Genomic DNA, 19,592 nt, shown 5'->3' on the forward strand with positions numbered 1-19,592 from the left:
TGAAATAGCAGTGAGGGATTTTCCGAAGCTATTATTTAATGATAATAGACTTGCTATAAAATACGCCCCCGATTGACAGTCGATAGATATATTGACCATAACTCAAGGAGTTTCTTATACTCGCTTTTACATCGATTGTGTGTTTTCCAGCGAATAAGATCTCATTTTTTAGAGATCCGATTTCCTTCCCTAAAACATTATATAAACGCATATCCACATGAGCAGTAACAGGCATCGTAAGTTCTATAAACGTATTATCATTTTGATAGAACGGGGTGTGTTTTATCTGAGTGGTATTGCTAAAGTCATTCACAGATAGATTATTACAATCCAGACCAAGATTTAGGTTTTCAAATGTCTGGTTTAGTAAAATTCCGTTGACGACAGAATTTTCCAAACAAAACCAATTGGTAAGCACAGTTTGGTACACATCCCTAAAATCTGTTGAAGGGATAAGGTTGTCATTTGCATCCCAGGTGTTAATGTCGGGATGCTCCCCTACAAATCCACTTCCTTCCAGTCCCGGGCCAAATAATAAAACTGGCGATGCTGCTCCGTGGTCGGTTCCGTTAGAACCATTTTCATATGGACGTCTTCCAAATTCTGAAATAGACATAGAGAGTACTTTATTTTGAATGCCAATTGCTGAAAGGTCATCGTAAAAATTCTTCATAGAATTTGATACATCTTCTAATAGGGTTCGATGATCATTCACCTGATTTGCATGAGTATCAAAACCGTTGAGCGTTACCATATAAACTTTAGTTCCTAAGCCTCCTTTAATCATTCTGGCGACAATTGCTAGTTGGTTTGCTAATTCGCCTTCTCCATAATCTACCGCATTTACAGCAGAAGAATATGCTTCATTAATAACACCTGCATATTGATAGGTGGTATTGGCAGTAGCCCGCATAAATAATAGCTTGTCTCCATAGACACAGTCTGGAATATCCAGCACATCATGTTGGGTTCCATTTTGAGCGACGTTTGCAAGTTGTTCGGGATTTGCTACCGAAAAAGCATAATTATTGTCTGTTCCTTCAAAAATAAGATTTCCTATACTTCCAATTTGAATTGCGGGTGGAACCTCTGGAGGAGAAATAATATAGTCGGGATATAAGTCTTCAAAGTAACGCCCCCACCAGCCCGTGGAAACAAAATCTACAGGTTCTGCTGAAGCCCAAATTTCAGAAGATCTAAAATGAGATAAGTTCTGGTTTTGATATCCAACACCATGCACTACTTTCATTTGGCCATTTCCCCATAAAGACTCAAGACCCGTCATATAGTTTGGAATTCCAAAATTGGCATCCAGATTTATCAGGTCATTCTGAGCATGTTTTATAGTAGGACGCAGATTTGCATAACTATCATAGTCATATACAGGGACAATAGTGTTAAGTCCGTCATTACCACCTTTAAATCGGACAATGACCAAGATATTATCATTTTCACTATTGGATAATGCTACAGACAGTGGAGAAGGCTTTGATGCCGAAATCTGGGTTGCTCCCAACATAACACTTCCTACGCCCGTGAGACCAAGAGCTTGAATAAAAGATCGTCTGTTCCATGAGGCATGTTCCTTATCGTGTATTTGCTTTTCTTCTTTGGAAGCTTTTTTACCAGAAAAATGATGTTGACACATAGTGTTCTTATTTAAGTTGAAATTCGGGGATTCGTGCAAGATGATTGAGCAATAAAATAACCTGGTAGGGTGCTGAGTCCCAACTTAGACTCCAGGTGCCGTTATCATAATAATTTTGTGGGACTTCCCACTTAAAAATATCTGTGGCAACAGTATAATCTGATGCGGTATGAAGTTCCTTAGAAGTAAAATGCTCTATAATCGTTTGAGTGATATAGGCAGGGTCATTACTGTCATTAGAAACTTCTCTGGCAAAATCCGCAAATGTGAAATTTTCTCCATTCTCAAAAAGATAATAGTTGTAGAATTCAAGTAGCTGCCATCTACCAGTTAGTGTTGAACCGTTGATCCAAGTTTCATCACGTTGCCATCCAGAAACATCTGGCGGATCAAATATTGTTTGCCCTATAAGACCTGCAAAATAAATGATACCTTCAAGAATCTCATCGTTATATAGAAATGAAGCTTCATTTATATAGGTATTTATTACATCGTAAGGGCTTTTAATAATAACCCCTAATGCTTTTTCGTCATAAAAATGCTCACTTTTAAATAGTTGTTTAAGTACGGGAATCAGGTCCCACTCTTCATCAATAAAAGTCTGTGCTAATTGCGATATAATATTGGTTTGAACGAAATCATCAATCGCTGGACTTACAAAATATTGATATAGCTTTCCGCAGATATGATTAGCAATTTCAGGGGCACGTTGCTCAAATAAAATATCGATAAGTTCGTCATATCCCCAAGCGCCTGTCTGACCAAAAATTGTTTTTTCGCCAGCATCAAACGTAATGGCATCAAAATAGATTTGTGCTCCTGGCTCATCCCAATGATTATAACCAGTCAAAGCACGAGAAGCGTTGATAATGTCACTCTGTGTATAATTATTATCTTCTCCTAATGTAAACAGTTCAAACAACTCTCTGGCATAGTTTTCATTCGGATTAACATTTGTGTTTTCAAAGCCATTGAGGTATACAAGCATGGTATTATTGATGCCAATGGCATGAACAAAATCTTTAAAATTACCAAAAGCATGTATCTGTATTGCATTATAATACTGAAACATATACGGTGAATAGCCATACGACTCATATTCTGTTACAAAATGATTCATCCAGAAAAAAGTAAGTCGGCCACGCATTTTTTCTGAAATAAAATCATTTGCAGTTTGCAAAGCCCAGGCATCTCTGTTTTCATTATTCTGAACGTCAAAATTTGTAAAATCATTGATACTAAAGTAACCCCAGCTAGGAGCTGGTGTTGGGGTTAGGTTTGCTGCTGTATCTACCAGAAAATCTATAAATTGATCTGGAGTTTGTGCCAAAGCAGCATCCATTTCATCAATCGACCCTCCAAAAGCCAGTCTTCGATACGTATGTTTTACTTTTTGAAGTGTCCACGGATTCCCTCCAGAAGGAATATAAGGTGTAAGTGTGGATGCATTACATGATGGTGTAGTAACTATTTCCATTGATAAGTAGTTTGATTTGAGCTCCTTAAAGATACTATTATTTAAGAATTGCTCATTAATAGGATAGTATTTTAACTAAATAGTTTAATTTGTATTGTAAAAAATAGAGGTTTTAACACATGATAATTCCGCCAAAACTAACACAGGGAGCAACAGTAGCCATTATATCCACAGCTCGTAAAATCACTAAAAAAGAGTTACGACCAGCTCTGGATTTACTTTCAGAATGGGGATTAAACGTGGTTTTAGGCAAAACAATTGGCGCAGCATGTGATCAGTTTGCGGGAGACGATTCGTTGAGGACAGAGGACCTTCAGCAGATGTTAGACAATCCTCAAATTAAGGCCGTCTGGTTTGCGAGAGGAGGGTATGGAACAGTTCGGATTATCGATAGTATTGATTTTTCAGCCTTTAAAAAAACCCCGAAATGGTTGATAGGCTATAGTGATATCACGGTGTTGCATTCACATATTCATAATTTAGGCATCGAGACGTTGCATGCTCAAATGCCTTTAGAGATCGAAAAACGTTCTGCAGAAAGTGCTTCGAGTATTCAAGAAGTGCTCTTCGGAAAAGAATATACGATTAAATTTTCTTCGGAAAGTGTTTCAGGGAACCGAAACGGGACTGCAAAAGGGCAACTTATAGGAGGCAATTTATCTATTTTATATTCGCTCTGCGGAAGTAATTCGTCCCTACCTACCGACGGAAAAATCCTCTTTCTGGAAGACCTCGATGAATATCTGTATCATATAGACCGGATGCTTCAAAACCTGAAGCGCAACGGCATGCTCAAGGGTCTTGCGGGATTAATTGTAGGTGGGATGAGCGATATGAGTGATAACACCATACCTTTTGGTAAAACGACAAAAGAAATTATTATGGAAACAGTTTCAGCATATGACTATCCGGTTTGTTTTGACTTTCCCGCAGGACACGTAAAAGACAACAGAGCTTTAATCATGGGACGAACCGTGTTATTTTCGGTTGATAATAATAAGGTTCAATTAAAATTTTAAATTGTCATGGCATCACACAATGAACTTGGCAATTTAGGAGAGGAACTAGCAGTACAGTATTTACTTCGCAAAAGCTATAAAATTCTAGAACGTAATTGGACCTTTCAGAAAGCAGAGATTGATATTATTGCACAAAAAGAAAATCAGCTTGTTATTGTCGAGGTAAAAACGAGAAATAGTGATTTTTTTGGTGATCCCCAGAATTTTGTTACCCCAGGGAAAATCAAATTACTTGTCAAAGCAGCCAATGAATATATCATCTCAAACCATATAGACTTGGAAGCGCGATTTGATATTATTGCTGTTCTCAAAAACCAAAAAGTTGAAAAAGTTGAACATTTCGAAAATGCTTTTTATCATTTTTAATAAGTATTCGTCTTTTCTTGCAGCAGTTCAGCAACCTTAAATAATAGTATGATTTGTAAAAGAGTAGCTGGAATTAAAAAGATATATCCTAACCAACTCATAAACACTAGTATAAACATTACGGCGCTTCCTATGAGCAATCCACCAGTTATCGTTGCCAATGTCCCAATAGGTTTTGTTAGCTTTAGAACTGCATATCCTAAAAGAAAAGTAGAAATTCCGAAGAAAATAGAATACGTTGTAATAACATATTCGATTTGTACTTCCTGAGTAAATAGGGAGATAATATCATACCCGTAGAAAAGAATGTGTATGCCTATAAGAACAAACGAAGCGATCTTGAGCAAATATTGTTTAAAAATCTTACCTGTGATCACAAATCCCCACATAAAATAAATGTAGGTTGCTAATACTGCAACTTTTAAAATACTGTAGGGAATATCGCTTAGAAGTTTGTCTTCATCAATATATCTTGAAGTGTCTGCGGCAAACTCTAAAAATCCTAAAAGAAAGTAAATGATTCCACATATCCACGCAATTTTTAAATGGAGCGAGTGAGAAACTGCATTAGAAGTGTCTAGAATTTCTTTCTGCTCATTTATCTTTTCGAGATCAAACCCCAGCACATCCATAATTGTTTTTATGGTGTAGCTTCGTGGCGTTACTTCGCCTGCTTCTATACGCTGAATAGTTCTAACGTTGATATTGCATTGTTCTACAAGTTCTTCCTGAGTAAGTCCTTTTTGTTTGCGAAGCTTTAAAATCTGCTGACCGAGTTCTGGCTGTTTCATCGTTATGATATTTTGTTTTGATGAAGCAATACTACGATTCATGATCTAAATTTCTATTTTTTTAGCCTGAATTTTACCCGACATTTACACGTCATTATAGTAATAACAAGGCTTGAGGATTATTTATCAAGTGTAAATCCTCGCATTAATTCTTCTAAAGTTTCAGGTTTTGAGATAATTCTTTTGTTAGAATCCAATACAAAGTAAGTAGGCGTTGAAGTAATATCATAGGTCTTTGCAATGTCATTGTCCCACTTTCCGGCGCCATAGACATGTGTAAATCTTGGAAGCTCATCCGTCATATTTTCCCAACCCCTTGGTTCATCTTCCATTCCAATGGCAACAATTTTTAATTTACGCTCAGGCACACTTGCAAATGAGGTATGAATTTTAGGAATTTCAGCAAGACAATGAGAGCAACCACTGCTCCAAAAAATGAGCAAGTAATTTTCTGCAGGCTCCAGATTATGTAACCATCTGGTTTCTTCGGTTCCATTAATCTCTTCGGTCCAAGAAAAGTTAGGTGCTTCAGATCCCAAAGTTAAATTTTGAAATTTAAACACATTATTTACCATTTGTGTGTCTTTGTCTTTTTTTGCAGCTGGAATCAGGTATGTGTTGGCTAGATATTTGGAAGCTTCAAACAACTCCTTTTCAATTAGGTCTGCCCAAATGGAATGCCAGATCGTTTTTTGATAGGATATATCCGCTGCTTCTACAGCCTTTGATACGTCATCAATATTTGAAACATAACTTTCTTCGGGAGCAGCAGGATTTACAAATCCATAAATATACCCTTTGGCATTATCGTCTAAAAATGAAGAGCGTTGCAAAACGTCATCGGCATAATTTACATGGTCAAAATAGGTGTCCTTTCGGTTCTTCACATAGGTTTTAAAATCTTCATATTTTGAGGGAGTATACAGTCTGTTCGCTTTTATAAAATGAACCGCAATACCCAAATTTGGTTGGTTTTCAAATTCATTTTGCAGTAATTCCTGTTCTTTAAACAGCGCGACAATTTGTGCTTTATCAATAGGATTTGATTGATACGCTTCAATAATCTCTTTTTGTATGCGATACATCTGTGCTTCAAAAGAGGCGAGTAATTTATTCTCTTCGGAAGCTGTAAAAGTGAGACCTTCTTTTTCAGAAAAAGTAAAGGCTATATCTTCTTTTCCATTATAGACCAGATAGAAGTTTTTCTCATCTTGCGGAATTCCATATACTACCTTATAAACGCCAGGTCCGTTAGTGCTGTCTAACTCAAAATTAAAATTATCTTTTTCGTCTTTTTTGCTATCTGTAGTGTAGTAATTTTTAGTAGGCTCAACACGATATAAAATTACATAGGTATACTCTTCGGCTGGGGAAAATGTCCCAGTAATGGTATGCTGAGCTGAGGTAAGAAGGGGAATAAGAAATAATAAAAAGAATATTTTTTTTAACATGATAGGAAATTCTATGTTTAAATGTACGGTAGTTTTTACAATTTTTAAGCCGAAAATTTTTCTAAAACGTTGAGTGCTCTTTCTACCGAAGGTACTTTCTCGATGGTTAATAGTAAACGCAATCCATTTCTGGTTTGTTTTTCTTTCATCGTTACCAAATGAGAATGGCTTTGCACAAACTGAAGCACTTTTGTAAACGCTTCACTCTGATAAAAATCGCTCTGCTGATCACTAATAAAATACCCAACAAACTTTCCTTTTTTCATAATGACACGTTCCAGACCAAGAGCAATCGCACGCCATTTAATACGAACACTGTTCAAGAGATCGGTAACTTCTGCGGGTAATTCTCCAAAGCGATCTATTAGTTCTTTTTCAAATACCGCGAGTGCTGCTTCGTCTTGGAGTTCATTCAGTTTGGTGTAGAGATTTAATCTTTCAGTAATATTATTTACATAATCGTCTGGAAATAATAATTCGAAGTCGGTATCAATGACAACTTCTTTAACGAAGGTTCGGTTTTTAAAGTTGGCATCTGTTTCAGTATATAAATCTTTAAACTCCTTTTCTTTTAATTCCTCAATGGCTTCAGCTAAAATCTTCTGATAGGTCTCAAAACCAATTTCGTTGATAAATCCGCTTTGTTCCCCGCCTAATAAATCACCAGCGCCACGAATTTCAAGATCTTTCATGGCAATATTTAATCCGCTACCCAATTCGCTAAATTGTTCCAGAGCAGTAATCCGTTTTCTGGCGTCGTCTGTCATCGCAGAATACGGTGGCGTAATAAAATAACAGAACGCTTTCTTATTACTACGTCCTACGCGACCTCGCATTTGGTGGAGATCACTTAATCCAAAGTTATTCGCATTGTTGATAAAAATGGTATTGGCGTTGGGTACGTCCAGCCCGCTTTCAATAATGGTGGTTGAAACCAACACATCAAATTCATTATTCATAAAGGCAAGCATGAGAGCTTCCAGTTTTTTACCTTCCATTTGCCCATGACCAATGCCTATTTTTGCATCCGGACATAATCGCTGGATCAAACCAGTTACTTCTTTAATGTTTTCAATTCGGTTGTGAACGAAGAATACTTGTCCGCCACGGGATATTTCATACTGTACTGCATCCCGAATAGTTTCTTCACCAAATCGTATCACATGGGTTTCCACCGGATATCGGTTAGGCGGCGGAGTGGTGATTACGCTTAGATCACGAGCGGCCATTAAACTGAATTGTAATGTTCTTGGGATAGGAGTTGCCGTTAATGTAAGGGTGTCTACATTTTCTTTAATGGTTTTTAACTTGTCTTTTACTGAAACCCCAAATTTTTGCTCCTCATCGATAATCAACAGCCCCAGATCTTTAAATTTTACTGCTTTACTTACCAATTGGTGTGTTCCTATTACAATATCTAGTTTCCCTGAAGCCAGATTTTCTAATACGCTACGTCGTTGTTTTGCACTTCGGAAACGGTTAAGGTAATCTACATTGACTGGCATTCCCTCGAGTCGTTCGGTAAATGTTTTATGGTGCTGAAAGGCAAGAATAGTCGTTGGAACTAAGACAGCAACCTGTTTGCCATTATCAACTGCTTTAAATGCGGCACGTATGGCAACCTCGGTTTTTCCGAAGCCTACATCTCCACATACCAAACGATCCATTGGGCGCTCACTTTCCATATCTGCTTTTACATCGGCTGTAGCGGTTGATTGATCTGGAGTATCCTCATACATAAAAGATGATTCCAGTTCGTGTTGTAAGTAGCTGTCGGGATCATACTGAAACCCTTTTTGAAGCCTTCGCTTTGCGTATAATTCAATAAGGTTAAAAGCAATTTCTTTAACCCGCGTTTTTGTTTTTTGCTTTAGTTTTTTCCAGGCGGCACTTCCTAGTTTGTAGATTTTAGGAACCGTACCGTCTTTTCCATTGTATTTAGAGATCTTATGAAGTGAGTGAATGCTAAGGTATAGAATATCCCGTTCTCCGTAAATCAATTTGATGGCTTCTTGCTGCTTTCCTTCGACTTCTATTTTCTGAAGCCCTCCAAACTTTCCAATACCATGATCGATATGGGTGACATAATCACCCACTTCCAGATTGGTCAATTCTTTTAAAGTGATTGCCTGCTTTTTTGCATAGCCGTTCTTTAAATTAAATTTATGATATCGCTCAAAAATCTGATGGTCTGTATAGCAAACATTTTTGTTTTCGTGATCAATAAAGCCCTGAAACAACGGGAATACAATTGTTTCAAATTGTTCTACGTGTCCCTGTGCATCTTCAAAAATATCATGAAAACGCTTTGCTTGTTGTTCGCTGCTACAAAATATGTAGTTAGTGTAGCCGTCTGCCGTGTTGGTGTTAAGGTTTTCAATAAGCAGGTTAAACTGCTTGTTAAACGATGGCTGCGGAACGGTGTTAAATGAAATCGAAGCCTCCCCCTTTGAAGGGGGATTGAGGGGGATGTTTTTATTTGAAAAAGTAACCGTCGTATACTCCTCTAATTGTTTGTTTAACAACCCAGAAGTACAGAAAATTTCTTCTGGCGCACTCATTTTTACAGGTCCTTCGGTGGCTTTATAAGCTTCTTTTGCTTTCCTGAACAGTTTATCAATGGCTCCGCTTAACAGTTCTTTGTTTTTTAAGCAAACCACTGTTTTTGAAGAAATGTATTTTAAAAAGCTTTCTCTGTTTTCATCCAGCTTTTTGTTCTCAACATTGGGAATGATCGAAACTTTTTTTAGTTGTTCCAATGAAAGTTGCGTTTCGACATCAAAGGTTCGAATACTATCGACATCATCACCAAAAAATTCGATTCGGTAGGGTTCATCATTACTGAAAGAAAATACATCCAGAATTCCACCTCTTACTGAAAATTCACCAGGTTCGGTCACGAAATCGGTACGTTTAAACTGGTATTCAAACAGGACTTCATTTACAAAATCAATAGTAACATGTTCACCTACCGAAAGTTTTAAGGTATTTTTTTCCAGTTCCTTTTTGGTGACTACTTTTTCAAAAAGCGCTTCAGGATAGGTGACAATAAGTGCAGGTTTTTTTCGGGAATTGATTCGGTTTAAAACTTCACTCCGCAATAATACATTGGCATTGTCTGTTTCTTCAATCTGATAAGGCCTTCGGTAGCTTCCGGGATAAAAAAGGACATTGTCATCTCCCAACAGATTTTCAAGATCATTGAGATGATACGCGGCTTCCTCTTTATCGTTCAGAATAATGAGAAAAGGCCGCTCTGAAGCTTTAAATATTTCAGCAATGACAAGAGAGGTAGCCGAACCTACAAGGCCAGAAATACTTATTTCCCCCTTTGAGGGGGGACTAAGGGGGGTGTCCTTTTCAGAAACGAGTATAGTATCCTGCAGTTTTCTTAAAGAAGAAGACTGTGCAAAAAGCGAACAAACAAGTGTTTTACTCATGTTTACTGTCCGCGCAGGCGGATAATTTATTTTCGGCGAAAGCGAGAAACTTTTAAGCCCGGGAAAACGGGTAAATTTTAATAAAGCCCAAAGATACTTCGTTGATGGAATTACAACCAACTAAAATAACAACTTTATCATTTTGATAACATAGTGATTTTAGGAGTTTGACTACTTTACAAGTTGAAATAGTATGTTAATTAAAAAGCTGCCCGACTTCTCGGGCACTAAAGATGGGAATAAAGGAATATGATGTATTTGTAATTGGCACAGGAACCGCAGGAAAAGGGGTAGCTAAGGAATGTGCTGCGGAAGGATTAACCGTAGCGATTGCAGACAATAGGATTTACGGCGGCACCTGTCCTAACCGAGGATGTGACCCAAAAAAGGTATTGGTAGGTGCAACTGAAGTAATCGAATTAGCTACAAAATTAAAAGGAAAAGGTGTTGATTCTATTCCAAAAGTTAACTGGCAGGATTTACAGAAATTTAAAGAAAATTTTACCAGTGCCATTCCCGCGGCGACCGAAAAAGATCTAAAAAAAGCAGGTATCGAACTGTACCATCAGTCGCCAAAATTTTTAGATGAAAACACTCTTTCTGTAGAAGGGAAAACAGTAAAAGCTAAGAAGATTGTGGTTGCTACAGGAATGAAACCTATGGAACTTAAGATTCCTGGCAGAGAACATTTATTACATAGCGACGACTTTTTACATCAACCTGATTTGCCAGAAGAGATCGTATTTGTAGGAGCAGGGTATATTGGGATGGAGTTTGCGCATATTGCAGCACGATGTGGTTCGAAAGTAACGGTAATCGAATTTGGTGACCGACCCTTAGCACCCTTTGAAGCAGATATAGTAGATTATTTGACGAAAGCTTCAGAGGAGCTGGGAATTACTTTTATATTTAATGCAGAGGTAACTAAAGTTGAAAAACTTCGGACAAATTTTAGAGTGACCTTTCAGAAAAACGGAAGCTCTAATTCAGTAAAAACAAAAGCTGTCTTTAATACCGCAGGAAGAGTTCCATCTATTGACCAATTAGACCTCGAAAAAGGAAATGTAGCATTTGAAAAAAATGGAATTTCAGTTAATGAGTTCCTTCAGAATACCACGAACAAATCGGTGTATGCCTGTGGTGATGTTTCGGCGAGCGGAACCTTACCATTAACGCCTGTTTCTTCCCAGGAATCACGTGTGGTTTCTATCAATATTAGAAAAGGAAATACAGAGAAATTAGATTTTCCACCAGTTCCCAGTGTGGTATTTACCTTGCCGCAACTCGCATCCATTGGTTTGACCGAACAGCAGGCAAAAGAGAAAGGATACGATATTGTGGTCGAGTTTAAATGCGTTCCGCATTGGTTTAATGCGAAAAGAATAAATTCAACAACCTACGGCTATAAGAGTATTGTCGATAAAAAGCGGGATCTGATTTTAGGCGTTCATATCATTGCTCCGGAAGCTGGCGAAATGATTAATTTATTTGTACTTGCAATGTGTGGAAAACTGACAACGAAGGATCTAAAAAGGATGATTTTTGCATACCCCACTTGGGGCAACGACATTAAAGGAATGGTGTAGAGATTTGAAGGAAGAAGTACAAATAAAATTACTTTCTAATTAGGGATGGTCAAAGAGGTTCTTGTGGTATGTTTTCAAACGTGAGGCGTGAAACGTGAAATGATCAAATAGAATAGGCTTAAAAAAAACACTCTACTAACTTCATCAAATCGGCTTCTGTATTATATACATTTGGAGACACTCTAATGGCATTTCCTCGGTAGCTCACAAAAATCTTTTCTGCCTGTAGGCGGTCTTTTATACTTTGTAGCTTTTTTTCTTCGGAAAGATAAATCCCGAAAAGATGATTGGCTCGAAATGATTCTTCCTCTATAAAATACCCTAGCTTTTTGAGTTGTTGGATAGGTGCTTGAGAAATGATTTTACAATACTCCTGAATGGCTTTTGGAGACCACTCATTGAGTTGCCGAATACCTTCAGAAAGCATCGGCGTTAATATAAAATTACTGCTCTCTCCCATATCATAGCGTGCCGATTTGGGTTTAAAATTCTCGTTATACTTTGCTAGATGGGTAAAATCTTCACTGCCTTCGTGATTCATCCAATTATTTTCTATGGGTGTTCCATCATAAAATCGCGCTCCATAATATGCCATTCCCAATCCGTAGCCGCCCATCAACCACTTGTAGCCTGCACAGATAAGTGCGTCTGGCTGAATTTTTTGTATTGAAAATTCCATCGCTCCCACACTCTGGGTACCATCGATAATAAGATAGGCACCCACCTCATTTGTTTTTTCACGAATGGCTTTCAAATTAAACAAGGTGCCGTCTGCCCAATGTACCTGCGGAATGGAAACTACTTTTGTTTTTGAGTTAATCGTATTTAGAAGTTTTTCATTCCATAAACTCCCTCTTCCGCTTGCAACAGGAGGTGCTGCGACGGTCTTTAGGGAAACACCTTCGGTTGTTTCCAAGTGCTTCCACGCATAAAAATTGCTGGGAAATTGTTCGTCAAGTACTATAATTTCGTCACCTTTCTCAAATGGAATATTCTTTACTGCGTTGGCAATTCCGTAGGAAACTGAAGGAATGATCGAAACACTCTCGTCATCTGTACAATCAATGAGTTGAGCAAAACGCTGCTTTAAAATAGCACGTTCTTCAAAAAAATGTTTGCCTTCTATTACATACGGGGTAGATTTTTTTAGCAGATTTTCAATTCCAATTTTCTCAACCGACTTTAATTGTGCAGACATAGTCGCACAGTTGAGGTAGGTAATTTCTTCGGGTAAACTGAACAGGTGTTTTTGAGATCTCATCCTTATTTTTTAAAATATTCTACGCACTTTATCGCCGGATTGGTATCACGATTTTTAAGCGCGTGATAGCTACTACTAACCACTAATACTGCTGAAGCAACCAAAGCAGTTATTTTAATATCTGAATGCGTTTCCCAATTTGCGACTGCGATGGCGACAAGCGCCCAAACTCCAACCAGAGCAAATTCGCGCATATTCCGTTTCCAGGTAATAATAAGATTGAGGACCATCGCAACCAAGATCATACTAATTGTCCAGATATTTTCTGAAATTCCAAATCTGTCCCAACCTATTTTAGTAAAATATACCGAAACATTTGCAATACAGGCAACCGTGAGCCATCCTGAATAGATCACAAAAGGCCACCATAAAAACAGAATGACAGAAATAGGTTCGTCATCCAATTCCATTCTATTCCGTACTACAATCTGAAGCAAACAAAACAACATACAAAAGATCACAAATGTTGATACCAATATATAATCTGAAACGAACAGATAGCACCACAAACTATTGGTAATACAACTCAAGACAAACCACCAGCCAGTGCGCGTAACAAATTGATCATCTCTCACTTTTACAAACAGACTTCGTGACTGATAGATTACAAATCCCAACAGTAAAAGATAAATAAGTCCCCAAATAGAAAAAGCATAGCCAGCAGGCGTGAATAAGGTCTCATATTGAGCGCTCATATCTGCCTGAGTGGTGTCGTTAAAAACGCCGGCACTAGAAGCATAATTAAAATAGATCGTTACGATAAATGCAACGATGTTAGCTATTTGTAGTGTTTTTTTCATAGTTGATTTTAATTAAGAAACTTTCAGCACTTCCCCATCGACAAGCACATAAATTTCATCAGTTTCGGTGGGAGTTAACAGATACTTTCCTGTAAATGTACCAAATGCAGGTAGAATGAGTTGGTTTTCAGATTTAAAAAAACAAGCAAGTTTTATAGTTTGTCTACCCACGCCACCTAGCGTCACTCCAGGATGTATGTGGCCGCAAAAATTAAATAAAGTCTCATGTTCTGTAGGGTGGTGAGTCAATAAAAAATTGTCAATGACCTGTTCTTCATATATGCTAACTCCTACCTCTTCAAAAAGGTACTTCGGAATGATATCATGGTTGCCATTTATCAAAACAATGTCTGAAGAAGTGTAATCTACCCATTTGGCAAAATCGTTCCATTCTGTATTTAAATTACTATGAAACAGATCGCCCAGAAAGCAAACTGTTTTTGGTTGAAAATGATTACTCACCTCAGTTAATTTTTCGAGATTTTTAAAAGCGAGATGTGGCGGAATCGCAGCACCGTGTTTTCTGAAATGTGTCACCTTCCCCAAATGCACATCTGCTATTAACAACATTGATTTATCCTGCCAAAAGATCGCTCCGCTGGGATGTAGCGTAAATAAATTGTTTTGTATTTGAAGAGTGTGTTCCACTATTTCATCAAAAGTAAGGTCATTCGTTTAATTCGGTCTTTTAATTTTTCTGAAGACAATTTCTCCCGCAAACGATCTGTAATAATAGGGAAGCTAAACGGAGTTGCTTTCTCACATTGTTTCCAAACCACCGTTTGCGTTGCAATTCGTTCTAACGCCAGACGTAATCGACCTTCTTCCATCTCGTGTTCAAAGGTTTCTCGAAACGCCTGCTGGTATAACAAATTATCTGCTTCATAATCTCTAAACACATCAAACAGCAACTGAGAATTACTTTGCAGGTGCTTTGTTTTTATTTGTTTGCTGGGATACCCTGTAAAAACCATTCCGCTAATAACCGCAATATCCCGAAATTTTCGTCGTGCCAGTTCTGTAGAATTTAAACTCTTCTGAAGATCCTCAAATAAATATTCGACCGTAAATAAATTATTATCCAACACCTGTTGAATGTCCAGCGGCTGGTCGCTAAGTAGTTCAAATCCGTAGTCATTATATGCCAGTGAAAAAGTAATTGGCAACAACAAACTTATGCGATACGCCAATAAACCACCCATCGCCATGTGTACAAACCGACCTTCAAACGGATAGAAAACCGAGTGATAGCCTTCCCGGGTTTTAAAAGTCTCAATTAAAAACTCGTTATTTCCAGGAACAATACTTTCAAGTTCTTGTCGGTCAAATATATCACTTAGTGCTTTTAATTCTGGTGTATTGCGTTTATGATCGGCTTCGCTTTGTAATTCGTTTCTCAATATTTCACTCATTTGTGAAGACAACGCCATTCGTCCGCCCATAAAACTCACCACATTGCTAGTTCGTTTGGAACTACGCCGAACCTGAGCGACCATGTTTCGAACACGAACTAACTCTAAAGTTCTGCCTGCAAAGACAAACACATCGCTAGGCTTCATTTTGCCAATAAAAAATTCTTCGATAGTGCCTATAAATCCGCCACTCACATATTTCACCTGTACCATCGCATCGCTTACGATAGTCCCTATAGAAAGACGATGCATCATTGCAATTTGTCTGCTTTCCACTTTATAACGACCGTCTTCGTCTATAATAACGCGCTTGTATTCATCATACGCCTGTAAACTCTGACTTCCCTTTGTAATAAAATTGAGACACCATAACCATTGCTCGTCCGTGATGGCTTGAAAGCAGAAGGTATTTTTAATTTCAGGATATATTTCCTTCGGAATAAATCCGTCGCTTACTGCCAGCGTTACCAAATACTGAATAAGCACATCAAAACTCAACAGATACGGAATGCGATCTTCCATCACGTTTCCTTTAACTGCTTTTTTTAAGGCGGAAGCCTCTATCAATTCCATGGCGTGCGTGGGTAAAAAATGAATCACACTGGGTTCGCCAGGTCTGTGATTGCTTCGCCCTGCCCGTTGTAAAAACTTGGCGATCCCTTTTGGTCCGCCAATCTGAATAATAGTTTCCACAGGAGCAAAATCGACTCCCAGATCGAGACTTGAGGTAGCGACCACGGCTTTTAGACTTTCATTTCGAATGGCGTGCTCTACCCAAAGACGTGTTTCTTTGTTGATACTTCCGTGGTGCATGGCAATTTCGCCTGCGAACTCGGGATGTTTCTCTAATATTTTCTGAAACCAGATCTCACATTGACTACGCGTATTGGTAAAGATGAGGGTCGTTTTACTATCATTTATAATTGGAATGATGTCTTCTAGTAAATGCAATCCTAAATGTCCCCGCCACGGAAAGGTTTCCATTTTTTTAGGGATGATGGACTTGACCACGATTTTTTTATTGAGTTTGGCTTTTATTAAAATAGAATTTTCTCGAAATCGCGCATCCATTCCTAACAACACATCCTGTGCCTGCTCCAAATTTCCGATGGTGGCCGAAATCCCCCAGATGCGAAGTTTTGGAGCAACAGTTTTCAATCTCGAAAGTGCCAATTCAATTTGGACACCTCGTTTGCTGCCCAATAATTCATGCCACTCATCTACAATCACAGCAGTGAGGGTGTTAAACATTTTATCATAGCCTTTACTTGCCAGCAATAGCATCAAGCTTTCGGGAGTCGTGATCAACAAATCGGGCATGTTCTTTTTTTGTTTTGCCCGTTCACTTTGTGTGGTATCGCCTGTTCTAATTCCTACAGTCAATCCTGTTTCTAATTCGTCTGCAAACCGTTGTGCAGATTGCTTGATTTCTACGGAAAGTGCCCGTAACGGTGTGATCCAGATGGCTTTTAAACCCTTTGCTTTTTTAGTTTTATAATCGGGATTGTCTTTAATATACTGAAGCACGACAGGTACCCAAAGTGCATAGGTTTTTCCACTTCCGGTAGGAGCGTTTAACAAACCGTGCTTGCCATCCAGAAATGCTTTCCATGTTTTTTTTTGAAAGGGAAATGCGTTCCAATGTTGTTTTTGGAACCAGTCTTCGGCTATATGGATGAGTTCAGATTGTTTCACTTTGGGATCAACGCTCTTAAATCGTCCAGTGTATTTGCTTCTTCCTTGGGTTTGTCTTTCCGCCAGCGTAAAATTCGCGGAAACCGTGTGGCAATCCCGCTTTTATGACGGCTGCTTTCAGCGATTCCTTCAAACGCAATCTCAAAGACATGATGGGGAGTGACACTTCGTACAGGTCCAAAACGCTCCAACGTATTTTTTTTGATCCAGTTATCTACCTGTCTAAATTCTGCATCGGTCAATCCGGAATAGGCCTTAGCAAACGTGACAAGTTCACCATTGTCCCACAATCCGAAGGTATAATCTGTGTACAAATTGGCTCTCCTTCCGTGGCCACGCATAGCATAGGTCAACACAGCATCGATGGTAAACGGATCTGTTTTCCATTTCCACCAGTCTCCTTTTTTTCTTCCAACGAGATAGGGAGAATCCTTTCGTTTTAACATTAGGCCTTCACTACGTTTTTCTCTGGAAAGTTCTCGTTCTTTGGCCGCAGCTTCCCAAGTATCAAATTCCATGGTTTCGCTGAGGTAGAGTCCTATCGCATCGCAATCACATTCACTAATGAGTTGATCTAAAATCTCTCTTCTTTCTGAAAAAGGCCGTTGCCGAATGTCTTTTCCTTCCCACTCCAGCAAATCGTATGCATTTAATATAACCGGAGTTTTTTCGAGTAAGGCTTTGCTCAGATTTTTACGTCCTATTCGTGTTTGAAGGTCATTAAAATTACCAATTTGTTTCCCTCCAAACGGAAGTATTTCACCGTCTAGTACAGTTCCGTTAGGAATCTTTGATAAAAACCACTGAAACTCGGGATATTTATCGGTTACCAGTTCTTCCCCACGTGACCAAACAAATACTTCGTCATTTCGAATAATTACCTGACTGCGAATTCCATCCCATTTATGTTCAAAGCTCCAATCTTGAATATTTCCCAACTCCTCCTGAAAATTATCTTCTACCGCATACGCCAAATAGAAAGGGTAGGGCTTGCTGAGGTAGTCCTCTGGATTCTCCTCAAGTATTAATTTTTGATAGGTGGTGTTTTGAGGGGTCCAATCGCCCATTAGTTTATAGGCAAGAATATCCTCTTCAATTCCTGCGGATTTTGATAAGGCCCGTGTCATTAATTTTTGGCTCACCCCAATTCTAAAACCACCCGTAATGATCTTGTTAAAAACAAAGCGTTCAAAATAGCTAAGCTGTAACCAGTTTTGCTGGAGGTATTGTTTTTTTTCTTCTTCGGAAAGGGTACGAAGTGTAATAATCTCTTGAATATAGGTAGAGAGCGATTTTTTATTTTTTTTAGAAGCGTTTGTTTTAGGAATAATCAAGGCAATGGTTTCGGCCAGGTCGCCTACAATATGGTAGCTTTCTTCAAATAACCATAGCGGAACATTGCTAATTTCTGTAGCCCATTCTCTAAGCAAAGTTGTATTTACAGGACGTTTAGGTCTTCGATGTGACAAAATAGCGATAGTCCATAGTTTATCCTCTTCAGAAGCACTATTAAAATAGGCAGTGAGGGCAGCAACCTTTTCATTTGTTTTATTCGTGCTGTCCAGTTTTTTTATAAGGTTAGCGAAATCTTTCATACGTCTTCCTCCGCTTCTTTTTTTGAACTTTCACTTCCCTCTTCTTCGTACTGTGTTTTTTCGGTTCGGGCGTCCAGTCCCATTTCTTCTCTAAGATATCTGGAAAAAATTTCGGTATACCCGTGAGTCGCGATCACTTTCTCGCAGCCTGTTTCTTTGACCGTAGATAGTAGCCCGTCCCAATCGGAATGGTCGCTTAATACAAATCCGCGGTCGATGGCACGTCTTCGTCTGGCACCTCTAAAGGTCATCCAGCCACTGGCATTTGCAGTGACATAGGGAACCATTTTCCGAATCCAAGTGCCTCCATGAGCACTGGGAGGAGCCAGGACGATATTCCCTAACAATTCTTCTTTTTTGGTGTCTCTGGTAATTCGGGTAGTTTCATGAAATTGATAGTTGCTTCGGAGTACATCGGTCATATTTTCGATTGCTCCATGCGTATATATTTTGCCTATGGATGGGTCAAGATGTTTCAGTAATCGCTGTGCCTTTCCGAGGGAATATCCAAAGAGGACAGATGTTTTATGTTCGGCTTGATTGGCAGCCCACCAGTTGTTGATGTCCTTAAATACTTCAGCTTGCGGAGTCCATGTAAAGGCCGGAAGGCCGAAGGTGCATTCGGTTATAAATGTATTGCATTTTACAAGTTCAAAAGGTTCTGCAATGCCGTCATTTTCAGTTTTAAAATCACCAGTAAAAACCCAAACTTCCCCTTTGTATTCGACACGAACCTGACTCGAAGCTACAATATGACCTGCAGGATGTAAAGAAAAAGTGACCCCGTTGATGGTAAATGTTTCGCCCCAGTTCTTTCCGGTTACGATTATTTCTCCCAATCGATGTTTTATGATAGGCACATTGTTTGTGTGGGTGATGTATTGTTTGTGTCCCCAGCGACTATGATCTGCGTGTCCATGTGTGACGATGCATTTGTCAACAGGTTTCCATGCATCAATGTATACATCTGCCTGTTTACAATAGATGCCTTTACTGTTAAAAATGAGTAGGGGAGTTTTTGACATGTTTGAAGTTTTCAGAATAAAATTAA

The 19,592-nt window shown here is 38.6% G+C and carries 14 protein-coding genes; 3 read left to right on the plus strand and 11 right to left on the minus strand.

What is annotated here, in order from left to right:
* Positions 1-31: 31 nt before the first annotated feature.
* Both ACFQO1_RS08715 and ACFQO1_RS08720 read right to left on the minus strand, forming a co-directional pair.
* Positions 32-1,648, minus strand: a complete 1,617-nt coding sequence (locus ACFQO1_RS08715) for a DUF1501 domain-containing protein (RefSeq protein ID WP_380217625.1) — start codon at positions 1,646-1,648, stop codon at positions 32-34.
* Between the two features lie 7 nt (positions 1,649-1,655).
* Positions 1,656-3,125 (minus strand): DUF1800 domain-containing protein, encoded by a 1,470-nt coding sequence (locus ACFQO1_RS08720; RefSeq protein WP_380217626.1) that lies wholly within the window; start codon positions 3,123-3,125, stop codon positions 1,656-1,658.
* A 119-nt stretch (positions 3,126-3,244) separates the two neighbouring features.
* Here ACFQO1_RS08720 and ACFQO1_RS08725 point away from each other — a divergent pair, with 119 nt between their 5' ends.
* Entirely contained in the window at positions 3,245-4,144 is a 900-nt protein-coding gene (locus ACFQO1_RS08725; protein ID WP_380217627.1) for a S66 peptidase family protein, read from the plus strand.
* A 6-nt stretch (positions 4,145-4,150) separates the two neighbouring features.
* Positions 4,151-4,510 carry a YraN family protein gene (locus tag ACFQO1_RS08730; protein ID WP_380217628.1) on the plus strand — a complete coding sequence of 120 codons (360 nt, stop codon included), beginning with the start codon at positions 4,151-4,153 and terminating at the stop codon, positions 4,508-4,510.
* Here the strand turns inward: ACFQO1_RS08730 and ACFQO1_RS08735 are convergent.
* From ACFQO1_RS08735 to mfd, 3 genes are all read right to left on the minus strand, one after another.
* Positions 4,507-5,343, minus strand: a complete 837-nt coding sequence (locus ACFQO1_RS08735) for a helix-turn-helix domain-containing protein (protein ID WP_380217629.1) — start codon at positions 5,341-5,343, stop codon at positions 4,507-4,509. The two genes, ACFQO1_RS08730 and ACFQO1_RS08735, sit on opposite strands and share 4 nt — an antisense overlap.
* A 77-nt stretch (positions 5,344-5,420) precedes the next feature.
* Positions 5,421-6,752 carry a TlpA family protein disulfide reductase gene (locus ACFQO1_RS08740; RefSeq protein WP_380217630.1) on the minus strand — a complete coding sequence of 444 codons (1,332 nt, stop codon included), beginning with the start codon at positions 6,750-6,752 and terminating at the stop codon, positions 5,421-5,423.
* A gap of 44 nt (positions 6,753-6,796) precedes the next feature.
* Positions 6,797-10,192 carry a transcription-repair coupling factor gene (gene mfd, locus ACFQO1_RS08745; protein WP_380217631.1) on the minus strand — a complete coding sequence of 1,132 codons (3,396 nt, stop codon included), beginning with the start codon at positions 10,190-10,192 and terminating at the stop codon, positions 6,797-6,799.
* Between the two features lie 233 nt (positions 10,193-10,425).
* Here mfd and ACFQO1_RS08750 point away from each other — a divergent pair, with 233 nt between their 5' ends.
* Positions 10,426-11,778 carry a dihydrolipoyl dehydrogenase family protein gene (locus tag ACFQO1_RS08750; protein WP_380217632.1) on the plus strand — a complete coding sequence of 451 codons (1,353 nt, stop codon included), beginning with the start codon at positions 10,426-10,428 and terminating at the stop codon, positions 11,776-11,778.
* A 118-nt stretch (positions 11,779-11,896) separates the two neighbouring features.
* On the opposite strand, the gene ACFQO1_RS08755 is transcribed toward ACFQO1_RS08750, so the two are convergent.
* Genes ACFQO1_RS08755 through ACFQO1_RS08780 form a run of 6 tightly spaced genes read right to left on the minus strand, consistent with a single transcriptional unit; the run spans position 11,897 to position 19,566 of the window.
* Entirely contained in the window at positions 11,897-13,039 is a 1,143-nt protein-coding gene (locus ACFQO1_RS08755) for an aminotransferase class V-fold PLP-dependent enzyme (protein ID WP_380217633.1), read from the minus strand.
* A gap of 2 nt (positions 13,040-13,041) precedes the next feature.
* Complete coding sequence (locus ACFQO1_RS08760; RefSeq protein WP_380217634.1) at positions 13,042-13,839, minus strand: tryptophan-rich sensory protein; 798 nt, start codon at positions 13,837-13,839, stop codon at positions 13,042-13,044.
* A 12-nt stretch (positions 13,840-13,851) separates the two neighbouring features.
* Entirely contained in the window at positions 13,852-14,487 is a 636-nt protein-coding gene (pdeM, locus tag ACFQO1_RS08765) for a ligase-associated DNA damage response endonuclease PdeM (RefSeq protein WP_380217635.1), read from the minus strand.
* On the minus strand, positions 14,487-16,946 hold the full coding sequence (locus ACFQO1_RS08770; protein ID WP_380217636.1) for a ligase-associated DNA damage response DEXH box helicase: 2,460 nt from the start codon (positions 16,944-16,946) through the stop codon (positions 14,487-14,489). The genes pdeM and ACFQO1_RS08770 overlap by 1 nt, the downstream gene beginning before the upstream one ends.
* Positions 16,943-18,541, minus strand: coding sequence for an ATP-dependent DNA ligase (locus ACFQO1_RS08775; RefSeq protein WP_380217637.1), 1,599 nt, complete (start codon positions 18,539-18,541; stop codon positions 16,943-16,945). The genes ACFQO1_RS08770 and ACFQO1_RS08775 overlap by 4 nt, the downstream gene beginning before the upstream one ends.
* Positions 18,538-19,566, minus strand: coding sequence for a ligase-associated DNA damage response exonuclease (locus tag ACFQO1_RS08780; RefSeq protein ID WP_380217638.1), 1,029 nt, complete (start codon positions 19,564-19,566; stop codon positions 18,538-18,540). Before ACFQO1_RS08780 ends, ACFQO1_RS08775 begins: the two co-directional genes overlap by 4 nt.
* Between the last annotated feature and the right edge of the window lie 26 nt (positions 19,567-19,592).

This window comes from Jejudonia soesokkakensis (genome assembly GCF_042664795.1).
GTDB lineage: Bacteria > Bacteroidota > Bacteroidia > Flavobacteriales > Flavobacteriaceae > Jejudonia > Jejudonia soesokkakensis.